This window comes from Micromonospora echinofusca (assembly GCF_017614955.1).
Taxonomy (GTDB): Bacteria; Actinomycetota; Actinomycetes; order Mycobacteriales; family Micromonosporaceae; genus Micromonospora; species Micromonospora echinofusca_A.
In genome coordinates, this window is the sequence record NZ_WVUH01000150.1 from 1 (window position 1) to 16,626 (window position 16,626).

At 70.6% G+C, this 16,626-nt stretch carries 7 protein-coding genes; 3 read left to right on the plus strand and 4 right to left on the minus strand.

The window, feature by feature from the left end; all coding sequences use genetic code 11:
• Window positions 1–225 precede the first annotated feature (225 nt).
• Window positions 226–11,511 (plus strand): transposase, encoded by an 11,286-nt coding sequence (locus GSF22_RS17915; protein WP_208814767.1) that lies wholly within the window; start codon window positions 226–228, stop codon window positions 11,509–11,511.
• Window positions 11,505–12,596 carry a hypothetical protein gene (locus GSF22_RS17920; protein WP_208814768.1) on the plus strand — a complete coding sequence of 364 codons (1,092 nt, stop codon included), beginning with the start codon at window positions 11,505–11,507 and terminating at the stop codon, window positions 12,594–12,596. The genes GSF22_RS17915 and GSF22_RS17920 overlap by 7 nt, the downstream gene beginning before the upstream one ends.
• A gap of 130 nt (window positions 12,597–12,726) precedes the next feature.
• Here GSF22_RS17920 and GSF22_RS17925 read toward each other — a convergent pair whose 3' ends face one another.
• The 4 genes from GSF22_RS17925 to GSF22_RS17940 form a co-directional block, all read right to left on the minus strand.
• Window positions 12,727–14,016 carry an NAD(P)/FAD-dependent oxidoreductase gene (locus tag GSF22_RS17925; protein WP_208814769.1) on the minus strand — a complete coding sequence of 430 codons (1,290 nt, stop codon included), beginning with the start codon at window positions 14,014–14,016 and terminating at the stop codon, window positions 12,727–12,729.
• Between the two features lie 14 nt (window positions 14,017–14,030).
• Entirely contained in the window at window positions 14,031–14,393 is a 363-nt protein-coding gene (locus GSF22_RS17930; protein ID WP_208814770.1) for a hypothetical protein, read from the minus strand.
• A gap of 14 nt (window positions 14,394–14,407) precedes the next feature.
• Window positions 14,408–14,680, minus strand: coding sequence for a potassium transporter TrkA (locus tag GSF22_RS17935; RefSeq protein ID WP_208814771.1), 273 nt, complete (start codon window positions 14,678–14,680; stop codon window positions 14,408–14,410).
• A 360-nt stretch (window positions 14,681–15,040) separates the two neighbouring features.
• On the minus strand, window positions 15,041–15,247 hold the full coding sequence (locus tag GSF22_RS17940) for a hypothetical protein (RefSeq protein WP_208814772.1): 207 nt from the start codon (window positions 15,245–15,247) through the stop codon (window positions 15,041–15,043).
• A 326-nt stretch (window positions 15,248–15,573) separates the two neighbouring features.
• Here GSF22_RS17940 and GSF22_RS17945 point away from each other — a divergent pair.
• A partial coding sequence (locus tag GSF22_RS17945; protein WP_208814773.1) for a pectate lyase family protein occupies window positions 15,574–16,626 on the plus strand: 1,053 nt, incomplete at its 3' end.

Genomic DNA, 16,626 nt, shown 5'->3' on the forward strand with positions numbered 1-16,626 from the left:
GTCGGCTCCACCGGAACCGGACAGCCCGGCGCTACCGGCACAGCCGCCACTGGCACCGCCCCGCCACCGCCACCGCCACCGGCACCGGCACTCCAACGGCGCGCATCCGACCGGCAGGCGACAGCGGATTCCGACGACGCCAGCCGGCCCGACCCATTCGGCATCGCCGTACCCGCCGTCACCGTGGTACGCCCACCGACGGCAACACCGCCCGGCAGTGTCGCCGTGATCACCCCCGACCTGGCCCCAGCGACGGAGGCGCAGAACGCCCCGTCCAGCCCTGCCCTGCCGAGCACCACCAGCACTCCACCGTCGATCGAGGCCAGCGCGGGACCAACCGACGGGACCCGCGCCGTCGTCACGGCGGCTACCACCGACTCCGGGCCCGCGCCGACCGTGTCGGTTGACGGGACACCGGGGCAGACCGTCGGGCGCCCCGACACCGACCCGGCCGAGCCGACTACGGCTGCGTCGGCCGACACACACCGGGCCGACGCGGCCTGGGCCGACGCCGTGCTGCCGGTCCTGGAGATGCAGCTCAGCCGCCTCAGCCAGGAGCAGACGGCACCCGAAGTTGCGGGGGTACGGGCAACGGTGGCGCGGTTGGCGGCGTTGGTCGAGGAGGCCCGACAGGCAGGGGAGTTGCCGCCGACCTCCGTCACCCAGGCACTGGTCAGTGCCACGCCCTTGCAGATGCAGACGTGGCAGGGGACGGCGCAGGTGCATGCCGCAGCGCAGGCCGCTGCGGCGAGAAGCACCGACGATCCGGCGACCAGGGCACGGCACTGGCTCACCAGCGTGCTGTACCAGGGCTTTCCCATGCAGACCGGCGCGCGGAACCTGAACCCGGAGAGGCTCACCGACGCCGACTTCCTGCCGCTGGTCCAGCAGGTGCTGGATCCGTCGGTCAGCAAAGTCGACCCGTCGCACCTGGGCCGGCTGAACGCCCACGTCGAGACGCTGGTCGGGCGCGGCAATCCGGTCACGCTGGATGCGCTGAGCCGGCGCGAAGGATTCGAAGTGCTGCGGCAGCGACTCGACGACCGTCCGCTCGGCGATGACGCAGACGCCGTCCTGGAACTGGATCGACGCATCGCCCAGGTGCTGGGCGCGCGTGGCGTCGCGTCGGATCGACAGCTTGAGTTACGCGGGCTGGCCCGTGACCTGGTAGCAGCCAAACTGGGCATCGACCCGACAGAGCAGAACCTGGTCACCCTCAACCAGGTCGTCGAGCTGGCCTACCGGCGATACCTGAAGACCAACGACGGGGCCGTACCCGCCGGGCCACTGCGGTTGAGCCATGTACAGGATCTGCTGCAACACAAGCTCGGCGATCGGGGCACCCTCGCCTGGGACAACCTGCAGCGGGTCGTCGACCAGGCAACCGCCCGACAGCAGTGGCGCGACCGCCACCCGCTGCTGGCGCAGGGCGGCGGCGTGGTGCGGTCCCTCACCGCCACGCGGCCCGCGCTCCGCGAAACCGGCGTCTACCGGTCGGTGGTGGACAGGCACACCCGCCGCATCGAGAGGCAGGCGGGCCAGGCGGACTCGCCGGATCAGCGCCGGCACGAACTCGAAAACCTGTGGGAAGTGATGTCGCCGGTGACCTCCGCCGGGGCGTCCGCTTCGACATCCCTCGACCCGGAGGGCATCACCCGGTCGGACGTCGCCCGGCTGGTGGACACCAGACGCCGGCTCTACGCCGACTCCCGATTCCGTTGGTACAGCGATCCGTCCGACTACCGCTCGATGGCGCTCGAACTGCTCGGCGCCGGCCGGGTGGGCCCGGCCGAAATCCGGCAGCTGACCACGATGGTACGCACCGCACGGCCCAACACCCGAACCCTGCGCACCGACCTGCGCAGCGTGGAACGGTACTCCGATTCGGTGCTCCGGCGCCGGCTCACCGAACTCGCCACCGCGCAGTGGCAGGACGGGAAGCCGGGTGCCCGACCGACGGTGCCCGGCGTGGTGGGCGACCACAGCAGGCTGGTCACCGCCTTCCACTCGATCGGCAAGCTGACATTCGTACCGGAACTGACCACCTGGCTCAACCACTCGGTGCCCTTCGGCACCGGTGCGGTCACCGAGGAGGTCGTCAGCCGTACCCTGGCCTCGCAGTTCGGTCAGGTCCTCGACGAGGGGGCGGCACTCTCCGCGATGGTGGACGGCAGGACGTACGACATCCGGCTCTGGGCGGTGGCGACCGGGGAGCCGGTGGTCAAGGAAGGGAGCCTGCTCGGGGTCAAGGAGCCCGACAGCACCCGCTTCTCGGGCAAGCAGGAGAAGCGCATCTACCGCTACCGGGACACGGCGACGTGGCAGACGTCGACGCACGGGCTGAGCGTCGACGCGGGAGTGGCCTACCGGGGCGATGTCGGGGTATCGGACGAGATCAGTGCCGCCCGGCTGGACGCCGGCGCCGCCGTCGGCGGGATGAAGACCTGGGGTCATCGGCAGCTTGCCGCCAACACCACCGCCGACTATCTACAGTTCCGGATCAAGGAGCCCCTCGGCTGGACGCACCTGCCGGTCGGCTGGGTGGTCCGGGTCCAGGATCGGCAGACCGGGCGGTGGCGGGAGCTGACCCTCCAGGACGAACACGGCACGTTGCGGGAGGACCTGGTCCCCTACGCGGTGGCCCAGTTCCAGTTGCCCTTCCCCGCGCCGAATGATCAGACACAGCGCAGCAACCCCGGCCATCGCGGCACGATGGACCCCAACTACCTCACCGAAGTCGAGGTCAGCACCGCCGAGCAGTTCCCGGTCTGGGATCTCGATCACGGGGTGCCCCGGGTGCAGTTGGCCGACTCGGTGCTGACCGAGATGCGTCAGATCCTCAGCCCGGACGACTACGCCTTCTGGAAGCCCGTCGTCGAGGCGTACGTGACCAACGACCAGCTCGCTCTCAGCCTCGGGGACATCCTGCGCCCGCGTGAGCGAGGGACCTTCCAGCAGGAGTTCCGCCACGTACTGCAACGGGACGGACGGCACCTGAGCTTCAGCCTCACCGCCGCTGACCAGGCACGACCGATCAGTACGGTCACGAAGATCAGCGAGGTGAGTCGCAGCGGCGAGACCCGGTTCGACCAGGTGCTGGCCATCGTGTCGAAGACACTCCTGAGCCAGGACGCGACAAGATCGGCCCGGGGTACGGTGACCGGCGCGGCCCGGCTGTTCGATCAGGTGCTCCGGATCGGTGGGCGCGGCCAGCACACCCGGCGTACCGGCACCCAGGCGATCCGTCATCACCGGGGGATGCTGTACCGGTCGAAACGGGTCGGCGGTGGGGTGCAGAACGTGCTGGCCGACTTCACCGTCCGGTTGGACGTGCATCACCGACGCGGTGACGAGCCACCGGTCAGCGGCTCGAAGGAGATCTCCGGCTTCGCCCATTTCATGCTGCACGCGGCGGACCTGCGTGCGTTGCCTGGGATGCCACCCGGTTGGGCCGAGGCCGGTACGGAGGCTCACCGGGCGGCGGACCGTGCCGAGGACACGCAGCTCGCCCGGGATGCCGATCCCGACCGGGCACGGAAGTGGTGGACGCCGGGCTCCCGCTTCGGGTTGACGATGGACTTCGTCGAACGCCTCGACGGTGTGTCCGGCCTCTACAGCGAGATCGCCACCGTCATGGCAGCCAATGGATACCTGCCACCGGAATCGGTCCGGCCTACTGGTGCTCCGGCGGCCCCCGGCCGGACGCCGTGGGATCTGCTGCAGGAGCTGGCGGTGACCGGAGCGGACCTCAACCGGCCGGGACAGGCGTGGGCGAACTGGCGCACGTTGCTCAGCCAGTCGTCCGAGCAGGCCCTCCGGGCCAGGGCCGACGACGTGTTGACCGCCGACGCGGGGCAGCCCGGCGTCGCCTGGACCTTCCCGGCCCCGATCGCGCCGGCCGACCCGGCCCGGCTGCTCACCATCGGCATCTGGGCCGAGGCTGACGGTGCCGCCAGCACCCATCAGGGCATCACCAAATATCAGGTGCAGTACGGCCACACGAGCATCGACACCATGGCGGTCAAGGGCGCGCGCAGCCGGGTCACCGACGGCTCTGGTTATCTCGGAGCTGGCGGGACGACCGCCGACGGCAGCACCGGACAGTTCCAGTTCGGGGGTGAGGGCAGCTTGTCGTCGACCGACAAGCTGGGCCGTACCCAGTCGACCTCGGTGACCTCGGACACCGACGGGCAGAAGATGCCCAGCTCGCGCTACCGGGTGCCGATCCAGTGGCACTGGTTCGCCGAGCGTGGCCCGGTCCCGGTGGGCAGCGGTGCGGTGCCCGGGTCTGCGGTGCTGCTCCAGCCGGACGTCCTGCACGTCGCCGCCCACGACGCACCGTTGCCGGACCTGGTGATCGCCCCGGAGTCACCGTCGGTGCTCACCACCATGGGGGCGGCGATCTACACGGTGATCGGCGTCCAGGGCGTCGGGGTCATGCAGCAGGCCCTCATCGGGGAGTTGCCGGACCTGCCGAAGGCCACGGTCTGGCAGGGCCTGACGCCCACCGTCTACAAGAGCGCGGTGATGCGGGCTCTCACCGGTGCGGCGACCATCCCGATCGGGGACCGGACCGTCGGTCTGGCCACGCAGCCGGTCGGCCGCCCGCAGATCGTCAAGGTCTGGTTCCCGTACACCCAACAGGTACAGGAAAGTCAGGTCGGCCACGAGCAGGGCGGCGAGACGCTGACCCAACGCGGCCGGCAGGTGCAGGGTACGGGCGGTCTGTCCGCGCTCGGCCCGGACGGCTCCGGTCTCTTCGCCGGCAGCGGCGCCGCCACCCGGTCCCACGGTACCGGGGAGAGCAGCGCGTCGATGTACACCGTGGGCAGCTACCGGGGGGTGTACCAGGACACCCGGATGGCGATCGTCCGGACGGCGGTGGTCAACCGGCTCACCGTGGACGGCCGGACCGTCGAGGCCACCGGTGAGGTACTGCTGAACGTGCTGCTGACCGACGTGCTGGCCCAGCGGGACGGGTTCGACGGCACGGGCCTGCTCGACGGATACGACAGCCCGACCACCCAGCAGGCCACTCCGTCGGTGCCCCCGGCGTTGAGCAGCGACCTGGCACCCCCGGCCAGCCTCCGGGACGGTCTCTCCGGCGCGGCGGTGTGGCCGATCCTGTTCGGCGACGGGGGCGTGGGAACGGGCTTCGCGGCGCTGACCCGACAACTGGCGAGGCAGGCCGCCGACTTCGGGGAACCGGATCTCGTCACCCAGATCCAGTCCCTGCCGTCCGGGCTGGGTCCGTACCTGCCGAAGATGCGCGACGACGGCGCGGCGTGGACGTTCAAGGCCGGCGGTCGGACCTTCGAGCTGCACCTCTCCGCCGAGCTGGTCGGACCGGCGCGGGACAGCCGTCCCGGCGGTACCGGCGAGAAGATCTACGAACGGGGCAACGCCTACCAGGACGCCAGCCGCCGGAACGTCACCTCGGACCGGTTGACCGTGGGGCTGACGGGCGCGGGCCGGCCGGGCGAAACAGACGGGTACCTGGGGTTGGCCGTGACCGAGTCGCGGACCGTCCGGGTCGACCAGGCCGACACCCGTGGGTCGAACCTGCTGTTCATGACCGGCCTGCGGGCGAACAAACTCACCGACTTCACCCAGGCGGTCGAGTTCACCGCGACGATCGTCGAGATCGTCGGTCTACGTACCCGGATCGCGGACGGGATGGGCCGGCTGTTGAAGGACATGCTGGGCCGCGAAGCGCCGGTCCGCTTGGCAGTGATCCGGGCGGTCGGGGACCAGGTGGTAACCGTTCCCACCGAGGGCACCGTTCCCAACCGGGCACCCCGCACCGACCTCGGGATCGGCCTGCGGAACCTGCTGCCGGCAACCCACCGGATCGAGGGCATGGTCGGCCTACGGGCGATCATCGACGCGCTCCAGGAGAGCGGCCGGGGCCAGGCCCTTGACCTGGCGACCGTTCCTCCGGCGGTCGACCGGCTCACCTTCGAGACGATGCGGGACAGTCTCGCCGCGATGTTGAGCCCCGGTGGCGCCCGGTTCCGGTCGGTGGCCAGCCAGGGTGAGGTGTGGGACTTCGGCAGCAGCGGTTTCCGGGTACATGCCCGGTTCGGTCCGGTCGGCCAGCTGTACTACATGGCCAAGGCCGAGTTGGAGAACTACGACCACGGTACCGACCTGGTGGCCCACAGCCGTGGTGAGAACACGCGGGACAACCTGACCGGCACCCTCACGCTCGGTTTCGAGGTGGCCCCGGGTCAACGGGTCGGTCCGCAGTTCTCCGTCGGCGGGGAGCGGGGCCGGACCGTCGGCGCGGACCAGACCACGTGGACCGAGAGCCGCGCCTGGCTCCGTGCGGACACTTCGGTCTTCTTCATCTACGCCGCGTTGGAGTTCACGATCAGCCTGCCCGGGAGCAACCGCCCACCGCTGGCGCGGTCCGGGGGTGTCGAACTGGTCGTCGACCGGCAGGGCGCCCTGGACCTGGGTGTCCCGGCCGGTGTGCTCAGCTCCGTCGTGCCGACTGCCACCCCGTCGCAGGAGCTTCCCGGTCGTTCCGGTGCGCAGCCGCCCGAGGCAGGGTCGGTCGATACTCCGTCCGGGCGCCTGGAACAGATCGCGCGGGGGTACGAAACGGCGAGCAGGGACATCGCCAGGATCCTCGAACCCGGACCGGTGTCGGCGGTAGCCGACGGGCCCACCACCGCGACCTCGCCGACGACAGCCGTACCGGTCGCCACCACCCTGCCGACGGCGGCGGTACCCACCAGCATGTCGCCGGCAGCGGCGGTGCCGACCGCCGTGCCGGCGGGTCTGGCCCTGGTCGACCCGGCCGACCATGTACACCTCACCGCCGCGCAGTCCTTCCCGGCGGTACCGGGACGGTACCTGGTCTTCGTGCACGGCTCCCCCGACGCCCTCATCGTCGGAGAGCACCGCATCGGCGCTGCGCAGTTGGCGGAGATGATCCAGGACGACCCGGGCTGGCAGGGACGACCGGTCGTCCTGGTCGCCTGCGCGACCGCAGCCGACCTCGGTAACGGCTTCGCCACACAGTTGGCGAACCTGCTGCCCGGTACTCCGGTCAGCGCGCCGAGCACCACCGTGTGGACCACCGCCACCGGGCAGACGGTCGCCACCGAGGCCAGCTACGACGCTGATGGCACGCCTCGCCTCACCAACCCGACCGGGCGGTGGCACACCATCCAGGCCACCACCGCCCCGGGTACGCCGACGCCGGTCAACCGCCACACCGAACTCGGCCCCTATCTGCCGGACACCCCCAGCGTCCCGCAGGCGAGCAGCAGTACGCCGGGTCAGGGCCTGGTCTCCTGGACGAACTCTCCCGGCGCCGACCCGGCATCGTTGGTCGGGGACACTCCTGGGAGCAGGCAGACCGTCCGGGAGAACGTCGAACTACTCGGGCAACTGGCCGCACACATCAACGCCGCACACGGCGAACTCCGGCAGGCGGTCGAACGCATCGACAACGCACCCCAGCGGGCGGGTGAGATCATGGCGGACCTGCAGGAGTTGAGCGCGGAACACGCGTCCCTCCACAAGGAGACCGAGCAGGCCATCGTCGACGCCAGTCAGAGCCTGGCCGACGTCCGCCAGTCCATTGCGGCGGTGTTGCGGGAGCAGTACCTGGCCGATGCCACACCGCAGGCGGCGGCGGTCGCACAGCGGGCGGCAGCGGCGATGTCGATGGTGAACGACCTCGCGTTGCAGGCGGGTGTCGGGATTTCGGAGATCCGCGCGGCGAACCGGGGCTTCCAGGACCTGAGCGTCCCAGCGCTCCAGGCCATTTCGAATGCGGCCGGCAGCCCCGGCACCATCACCGGGGCGAGCCTGAGCACCTGGTCCCGGCTGGAAACGGTGTTCTTCCGGTGGACGCTGACCGCGCAGGCAGCCACCGCCAACGCCGATCGCCCCACCAGCGACGTCGTGTCCCAACTGGATGACGATCTTCCTGACGTGGCGGGAAGTACGGGTCATCGGGAGGCCGATCTGGCCAACGCGATGCAGGAGGCCGCCGGGATCCTCGCGGAAATCTCCGCCTGGGCCGAACTCGCCAGGACCTCTGCCGGACGCGTCGACGAGAACATCACCTCTGCCCGTCACCACCTGGCACTCCTGCACGAGCAGCACCAGTCATCGAAGCTGGCCCTCGACTGGGTGCTGTCCGCTTCGATCACCGCACAGGACCTCGCCCGGTCCCTGCCCGCCACCGCCCGGGTGCAGCACATCGTCCCCGCAGGCGTGGCCCTGTACGACGCGGTGACCGACCCCGCGTACCTCACGACGGCGCGATCCTTCCCGCCGATGCCCGACAGCTACCTGGTCTTCAGCCACGACGACAGCGCAGACATCCTCACCCTCGGGGAAGAACACACCAGCCCCGAGCGACTGGCGGAGTTCATCCGCTGGGACCCGGCCTGGCAGCAACGTCCGATCATCCTCGTCCGCGACCACGCCGCCACCGACGGATACGCCGCACGACTGGCCAGCCTCCTGCCAGGCACCCCGGTCACCGCGAACATCGCAGATGTCTGGTTCACCGCCGAAGGGCACCTACACAGTGACGACCCCGACAGCTGGCAGACTTTCCATACCCCCACCACCGCAGCCTCCCCGACAGCGGCGGTGCCCACCACCGTGCCGGCGGGTATGGCCCTGGTCGACCCGGGCGATCCGGTGCACCTCACCGCTGCCCAGTCCTTCCCCGCAGTGCCGGGACGGTTCCTGGTCTTCGTGCACGGCTCCCCCGACGCCTTCCACTACGGACAGCAGCGCATCGACGTCGCGCAACTGGCGCAGATGGTCCGGGCCCACCCGGACTGGCAGGGACGACCGGTCGTCCTCATCTCCTGTAGGACCGGGGTCGACCTCGACAACGGGCCCGCCATCCGGTTGGCGAAGCTGCTACCGAACATCCCGGTCACCGCACCGGACACCATCGTGTGGACCACCCCCACCGGGCAGGCGGTCGCCACCGAGGCCAGCTACGACGCTGATGGCACCCCGCACTTCACCAACCCCGGGCGGTGGCACACCATCCGGGCCAACACCGCAGCACCGGCCGCCGGGGCTGATCCCGTCACCACCGCCCCGGGTACGCCGACGCCGGTCACCGTCAGCACCGAGCCCGGCCCTTATCTGCTTGACACCCCCAGCGTCCCGCAGGCGAGCAGCAGCAGCGCGCCGGTCCAGGGCCCGTTCTCCTGGACGAACTCTCCCGGCGCCGACCAGGGGTGGTTGGTCGGGGACACTCCCGGGAGCAGGCAGACCGTCCGGGAGAACGCCGACCGGCTCTGGCAACTGACCCAGCGCATCAACGCCACACACGGTGAACTCCGACAAGCGGTCGAACGCATCGACAACGCGCCCCAGGAGGCGGCTGAGATCATGTCCGACCTTCAGGCGCTGACGACAGACCTCGCGTCAACCCCCGACATCGCCGAGCAGGCGACCATCGACGCCAGCCAGAGCCTGGCGGACATCCGCCAGTCCATCGCTACCGTGTTGCAGGTACAGCAGACGGCTGAGGTCAGACACCGGCCAGTGGACGTCGCGGAGCAGGCAGGCGCGGTCATCTCGACGGTGAACGACCTCACATCGCAGGCACGTAGGGGAATTGCCGAACTTCGCGAGGCCCACCGCACCCTCCAGGATCTGACCACCGGCACCCTCCAGGCCATCTCGGACGCGATGAAGGACCCCGGAACCATCACGGGCACGGACCTGAGCAGATGGTCCGAGCTGGAGACGATCCTCAGCCGTTGGGCGCTGATGGGGGACGTGGCCACGATCGACGCGGACCGCGCCGCCGACGGTACCGGGTCGGAGCCGAACGACAGCTTCCCCGACCACGCCAGAGCCGTGAACGACTGGGGGATCGCGTTGACCGACGCGCTGCACGAGGCCGAAGGGACCCTCGTGGAACTCGTCGGCTGGACCGAACTCGCCAGGCTCTCCGCCGGGCGCGTCGACGAGAACATCACCTCTGCCCGCCGCCAACTGGCCCTCCTGCGCGAGCAGCACCGGTCGGCGGAGCTGGCCTTCGGTGGGGTGCTGTCCGCGTCGATCGCCGCAGGGCAGCTCGCCCAGTCCCTGCCCGTCGCCGCCCGGGTGCAGCACACCGTCCGGGCGGGTGTGGCCCTGGTCGACCCGGGAACCGATCCGGCGTACCTCGCTGCGGCGCAGAGCTTCCCACCGGTGCCGGGACACTACCTGGTCTTCACCCACGACGGCGCGACCGCGCTCACGCTCGGAGAGGAGCACAACAGCCCGGAGCGGCTGGCCGAGATCATCCAGTCCGACCCGGCCTGGCAACAGCGACAGATCGTTCTCGTCCTCGACCACGCCGCCAACGGGTTCGCCGCCCGGCTGGCCGGTCTCCTGCCGGGCACCCCGGTCACCGCGACCGACGGAGAGGTCCGGTTCACCGCAGATGGGCGACTGACCAGCGACGACCCGGACAGCTGGCACACCTTCCGGACCCCCGCGCCCACTGACATCTTCCAGGACACCGCTGTGGGACACGCACCGACCACCCATCCGCCTCTGCTGCTTGATCTCCCTGCCCCGACACTCCTGTTCCCGGAACCAGCCTCCGCAGGCCGGACACCGGTCCTTGCGGTCAGACAGACCGCCCATCAGGGAGGTGAGGATCTCCGGCAGGAACAGGACGTCTCCCATCCTTCTGACCTGACTGACGAGCAGTGGCGGCACGCCCTGCGGACATTGACGCCCGTACGAGGCCCGGATAATCGGCGGCGCCAGTTGAACGGCATGTTGTTCAGGCTGGCCAACAAGGTTGCCTGGAAGGACCTACCACCCCCCTTCCAGCCTTGGCAAGGAATCTCCACCGCCTACTACAAGTGGGGCCGGCACGTCATCGAAGAACTCCCGCCGGCCGGGATCGGCCCGGCCCGTCCTGGCCAGATCGCACCCGGCCACTACCCGTCGGACCTGACCGACGAACAGTGGCAGCGCATCAAGCCGATGCTGCCGGGGTTTCAGCAGAGGTCGAACGAACCCCTGCGAGCCGTCGTCAACGCCATTCTCTACCGGATAGAGAACAATCTACCCAGGTGGACGGACCTGCCATCGCACTTTCCCGCCCCAAGAAACGTCGACAAGTACGTAGCCCAATGGAACCAGCAGAATCTCCTCGTCCCTCTGCTGGAAACACTGGGCGTGGACTGGACCAAGAACCAGATACCGTCCCGCCCCCATCCTCAGAACCTGACCGACGAACAGTGGCAACGCGTCAGGCCGCTGTTGCCGCAGCAGGTCCACCTGTTACGGAGGTACTCCGACCGGGCACTGCTGGACGGCGCGCTGTACCTGGTGCGCAACCGTCACCCGCGCCAACTACCGGAGAATTTCCCGCCCAAGTCCACGATTGAGCGCCACCTCCGAAGCTGGGGTGGCACGCCTTTCGTCAGGCGCCTGCTCGACCAACTGCAAGACCCTGCCGCCGGCCGGCAGCCGCCGCCGGACCCGACTACCCGGATGGACGAGACATGGTGACCGCTACCGACGTTCCCGACCCGGACCCGCAGGCCAGCTTCCACCGGTTGCTGCTGCGATTGGCGGGTCACACACCCCCGGAGATCATGCCGGCGCTACGGCAGTGGCTGGCGGAGGGCCGGCTGACCGAGGTCACCAACGCCGTGTACACGGTGGCCGTGACCTGGGGTGTGGCACTGCCGGCGGTGGATGCCGAGCTGTTGGCGACCGTCGTACCGGAGCACCCGCAGGCCGGGATGCTCACCCAACTCTCCGGTACCGCGCGACCGGCTGTGCCGCCGTACGCCTTCGCGCCGGTACCGCCCGGTGCCGTCGTCTGGTCCGGCAACGATCCGCAACTGTTGGACCTGACGACCGTGCACGCCGACCTGGCTGCGGTGGCTGCCGACGAGGTCGACGCCGTGGCGGTGGAGACCGCCGGGGCGGAGCCGGGTGCGGTCGCGCTGTGGCGGGCATGGCGACTCCGGTCGTCGGCCCACGCGCAGGAACCGCCCGTCCGGGTGTACCTGCTGGAGGCCGACCGGCCCACCGCAGACCTGCCGGCCGTGGCGGCACGGCTCCAGCGGGCGCTCTACGACGTCGGGCTGCCGGATCCGCAGGTCGAGGTCTACCACCCGGGGCTGGACCTGCCCGACTACCAGCGGCTGGCCCGGGGCGGGTCGGCCCTGCTCTGGACCGCCACCACCGCAGAACCGGTGACGATCGCCCGGGTCTTCGACCGGGTCGACCCGATCGGCGGGCCGCAGTTCGACCCCGACCACGAACGGATCGCCGACTCTGCCGAACGGGACCGGATCCTCGACTATCTGCGGGCGGGCGTACCACTGCTGTCGACCACCGCCCGGGAGCCGGACCACCTGGACCCGGACCGGGCCGTCGTCGTTCCGTTGACCTTCCGCACCGACGGCCACTGGATCTGGACCGACGCGGTCGGCTACTACCTCCAGGTACACGGGATGAGCCCGGACGCGCGCCTGCTGACCCACATCCGGCAGGCCGGTTACCGCACACCCACGGTGGACCAGGTCGCGATCCACCGTGGACTGGCTGTGCTCCAGGGACCGATCCGGGTCACCACCGGCTGACCCCGCCCCGGCCGAAGTCCCGCCTGGCCGGTGGGACCTCCGGTCCGGCGGCGGTGTCGGCACCGCCACCTCGCCGGAGGTCCCACCTGCGGTCAGGTCGCCGGGCCGTCCGCGACGCTCCCGGCCGCGACTATGTCCGCAGCGGGTCGAAGGGGGCCAGTTCGGGTGGCGTCTCCCCCTTGAGCACAGCCTGGGCCAGCAACTGCCCGGTGAGCGGGCCGAGCGCGATGCCCCACATGCCGTGGCCACCGGCGACGAACACCCCCGGCGCGGCGGTGGCGCCGATCAGCGGCAGCCCGTCCGGCGTACACGGGCGGGAACCGACCCACTCGTCACGCCGTTCGTCGAGGTCCACGCCGGTGAGCAGCGGACGGACCGCCTCGACGATGGCGGTGATCCGCCTCGGGTCGAGGGGGTCGCCGGGGCGACGGAACTCCATCATCCCGGCCACCCGCAGCCGATCGCCCAGCGGCGTGCAGGCCACCCGCTGTTTCGGGAAGTAGAGCGGGCCACGTGGCATCTGCCGCACCGGCACGCTGAAGCTGTAGCCGCGCCCCGCCTGCACCGGCTGGCGTACCCCGAAGCGGGTGGCCAACTCGCCGAGCAGTGCGCCGGTGGCGAGGACGACCACGTCGTGCTGCTGCCGCTCGCCGTTGCCGGCGACGACCGAGACACCGCCGGCCCGGGGTAGCACGTCGACCACGTCGACGCCCTCGACGATCTCACCGCCACGTACCCGCACCGCCTCGGCGAGGGACCGGACGAACCCCGGCGGATCCAGGTAACGCTGCCCGTGGAGCTGGATCACGGCGTTCACCCGGTCGGTCAGCGCCGGGTCCAGGGCGCGGGCCCGCCAGCCGGTGACCAGGTGGAAGTCGACCTTCTGGCCGGCGGCGCGGATCTGCTCCAGCTCGGTCAGCAGGCCCCGGGCGTCACGTTCCCCGCCGAAGCAGGCCAGGAAACTGCCCGCCCGGCGGGTCGGCGCGGCCACGCCACCGGCGGCCAGCACGTCGAACGCCTCCAGGGCCCGTTCGTTCAGCGGCACGTAGGCGGCCATCCCCCGCCGCCACCGCCGGGCCGTGCTGTGCGCCACGAACGACGCGAGGAAGCGCACCAACTGGCGATCGGCGCGCAGCGGCACGTACACCGGCGAACGGGAACTGAGCACCGCCCGCAGGCCGTACCGCAGCACCGCCGGCTCGGGCAGCGGTGCGGTCAAACCGGGCGTCAACCACCCGGCGTTGCCCCAGGAGGCCCCGGCGCCCACCCGGTCCCGCTCGTAGACCGTGACGTGCACGCCCGCCTCCTGGAGGAACCAGGCGGTGGCCAGGCCCACCATCCCCGCCCCGACGACGGCGACGTGCCGTGGTGCGCGGGCCACGGGCGTCGGCCCGTGCTGCTGCTCAGGTCCGGATGACATGGCTGTTTCCCTTCTCATGGTGTTCCTGCCGTCCGGTGCCGGTCGCTTCCCGGCGGGGGCGCCACCTCGCAGCGGGGGCAGTACCGCGCGACGGGCCGGTGGGCCAGGTACTCGATGGCGATGTCCGTCCGGCAGCGTTGGCACCTGCCGTACCGGCCCTGTTCGAGGTGGTGCAGCGCCCGGGAGAGGTCGCCGAGAGCGCGACGCGACACGGCCGTCACCGTCGCACTGCTCTCCGCACCGACCGTCGTCCGGCCCGACCGGTCGGCCTGCCGGGCGAGCAGGGCGAGTTGTGTCCGGTGCCGCTCGTACTGTTCTTCGAGCACCATCCGCAGGACGTCGAGTTCGTCCTGCCTGCTGACCGGATGCGTCCGCATCCCGTTCTCCCTTCCTAGACGTGGGTGCACGACGGCGGAGCGTCGCGGTCGTTTCGCCCCTCGGTCACGTCGACCAGGTCGACGATGCCGAGCAGACCGGCCAGCACGATCGCCTCGGCGCGTGTCAGGGCCACGCTGCACGTGCTGTCCGGGTCCCGGCCGTCGTCGTGGACCAGGTACCGGCGGCCGTCGGCATGGCGGGTCACGACGCCCACCCGACGTCCCTCCGCCGTGCTGAAGCAGTGACGGGATCCGATGCCGGGCAGTGGGGTGTGCTCGATGTCCATGGGGCAGCTCCGCAGCGGGTGTGGCCGGTGGGCAGCCGGGACCGACCGAGGGGCACCTACGGCCGGCCGTGGCGACGGCGGCGCCGGGAACCGGTGGCGACGGTCCGGCGTCGGCGGTTACGTGGTCGGCCCGACGCGCCACGCGACCCGCGCGGGGCCGGGGCCGGGCGGCAGGTCCGCGCGCGACCGGGTACGCCGACCCAGCGGGCAACCGCTCAGCCGGCTGGTCTGTGGCAGGTCAGCGGGGCTGGCGGAGCGCAGAGGGGAGCAGCGCACGGCACGGTCGTGCGGCAGCCCGGGTCGGCGGCACGGCGGGTCGGGGTAGCGACCGGGAGCCGTTCCGACGCGGGCGGGCGGGTGTCAGGCGACGGCGGCGAGCTGCGGCGGGGCGCGGTCGGCGGACCAGGCCGGCACACAGCCCGGCACGGCACGGCGCCCGAGTCGGAACACGATGCACAGACCCACGGCCTGCGCTGCGGAGAGCACGAACACGAGCACGGCCAGCACGAAGAGCGTCGACAGCGGTCTGCGCCCGTCGACGCCGACCTGACGGTGCCCGGCGTGCATCCGGCGACTATAGCCGAGACTCCGGCCTGGGCAGATCCGGTTGCACCTCGCCGCCGGTCGGCACACACCGGCCAGCGGACAGATGGGGCACTGTCCCTGAATCCGGGCAGAGCCTTGCCAGATCGAGTGACGCGTACCTATCCTCCCTCATGGGAAAGCGCTTTCCAAGCGTGCCGTCGACCGTCCCGTCGACCGCACGCAGTGGTACCGCGCCGTCGGCACCCGTCACCGGCACCCGGCCCCGCCCGGGGGGCGGGAACCGCGACGGTTCGCGCGATCACCACGGCATCTCCCCGCAGCCACACCCCACTCGAAAGTGAGACGTGATGAAACGACCAGTCACACGGCGACTCCAGGCGACACTGGCCACCGCGGCGGTCGGCGCCGTCGGGGCCGCGATCGTCGTGGCGCTGCCGACACCCCAGGCGTCGGCGGCGACCGGCAGCGCCACCGGATACGCGACCCAGAACGGTGGCACCACCGGCGGCGCGGGCGGCCAGACGGTACGCGCCACCACCGGGACCCAGATCCACGCGGCCCTGTGCAGCCGCGCCAGCAGCAGCACCCCGATCACCATCCAGGTCGAGGGGACCATCAACCACGGCAACACCAGCAAGGTGTCCGGTGGAAGCTGCAACACCGCCGACGGTGTCATCGAGCTCAAGCAGATCAGCAACGTCTCGATCATCGGGGTCGGCAGCGGGGCGGTCTTCGACCAGTTGGGCATCCACATCCGCGAGGCCAGCAACATCATCATCCAGAACGTGACCATCCGGAACGTCAAGAAGTCCGGCTCGCCGACCTCCAACGGTGGCGACGCCATCGGCATGGAGAGCGGCGTCCGCAACGTCTGGGTCGACCACGTCACGCTGGAGGCCTCGGGCGGGGAGTCGGAAGGGTTCGACGGCCTGTTCGACATGAAGGACAACACCCAGTACGTGACCCTGTCCTACAGCATCCTGCGCAACTCCGGCCGGGGCGGCCTCGTCGGGTCCAGCGAGAGCGACCTGTCGAACGGTTACATCACGTACCACCACAACCTGTACGAGAACATCGACTCCCGTACGCCCCTGCTGCGCGGTGGCACGGCGCACATCTACAACAACCACTACGTGAGCCTCAACGAGTCCGGCATCAACTCCCGGGCCGGCGCCAAGGCCAAGGTGGAGAACAACTACTTCAAGAACTCCAAGGACGTCCTGGGCACCTTCTACACCAGTGAGCGCGGCTACTGGCAGGTCGCCGGCAACATCTTCGACAACGTGACCTGGTCCAGCCCCGGCACCGACAACTACCCCGCCGGCCCCAACCCGCAGTCCAACACCAGCGTCAGCATCCCGTACCCCTACAGCCTGGACGGGGCCAACTGCGTGCCGAGC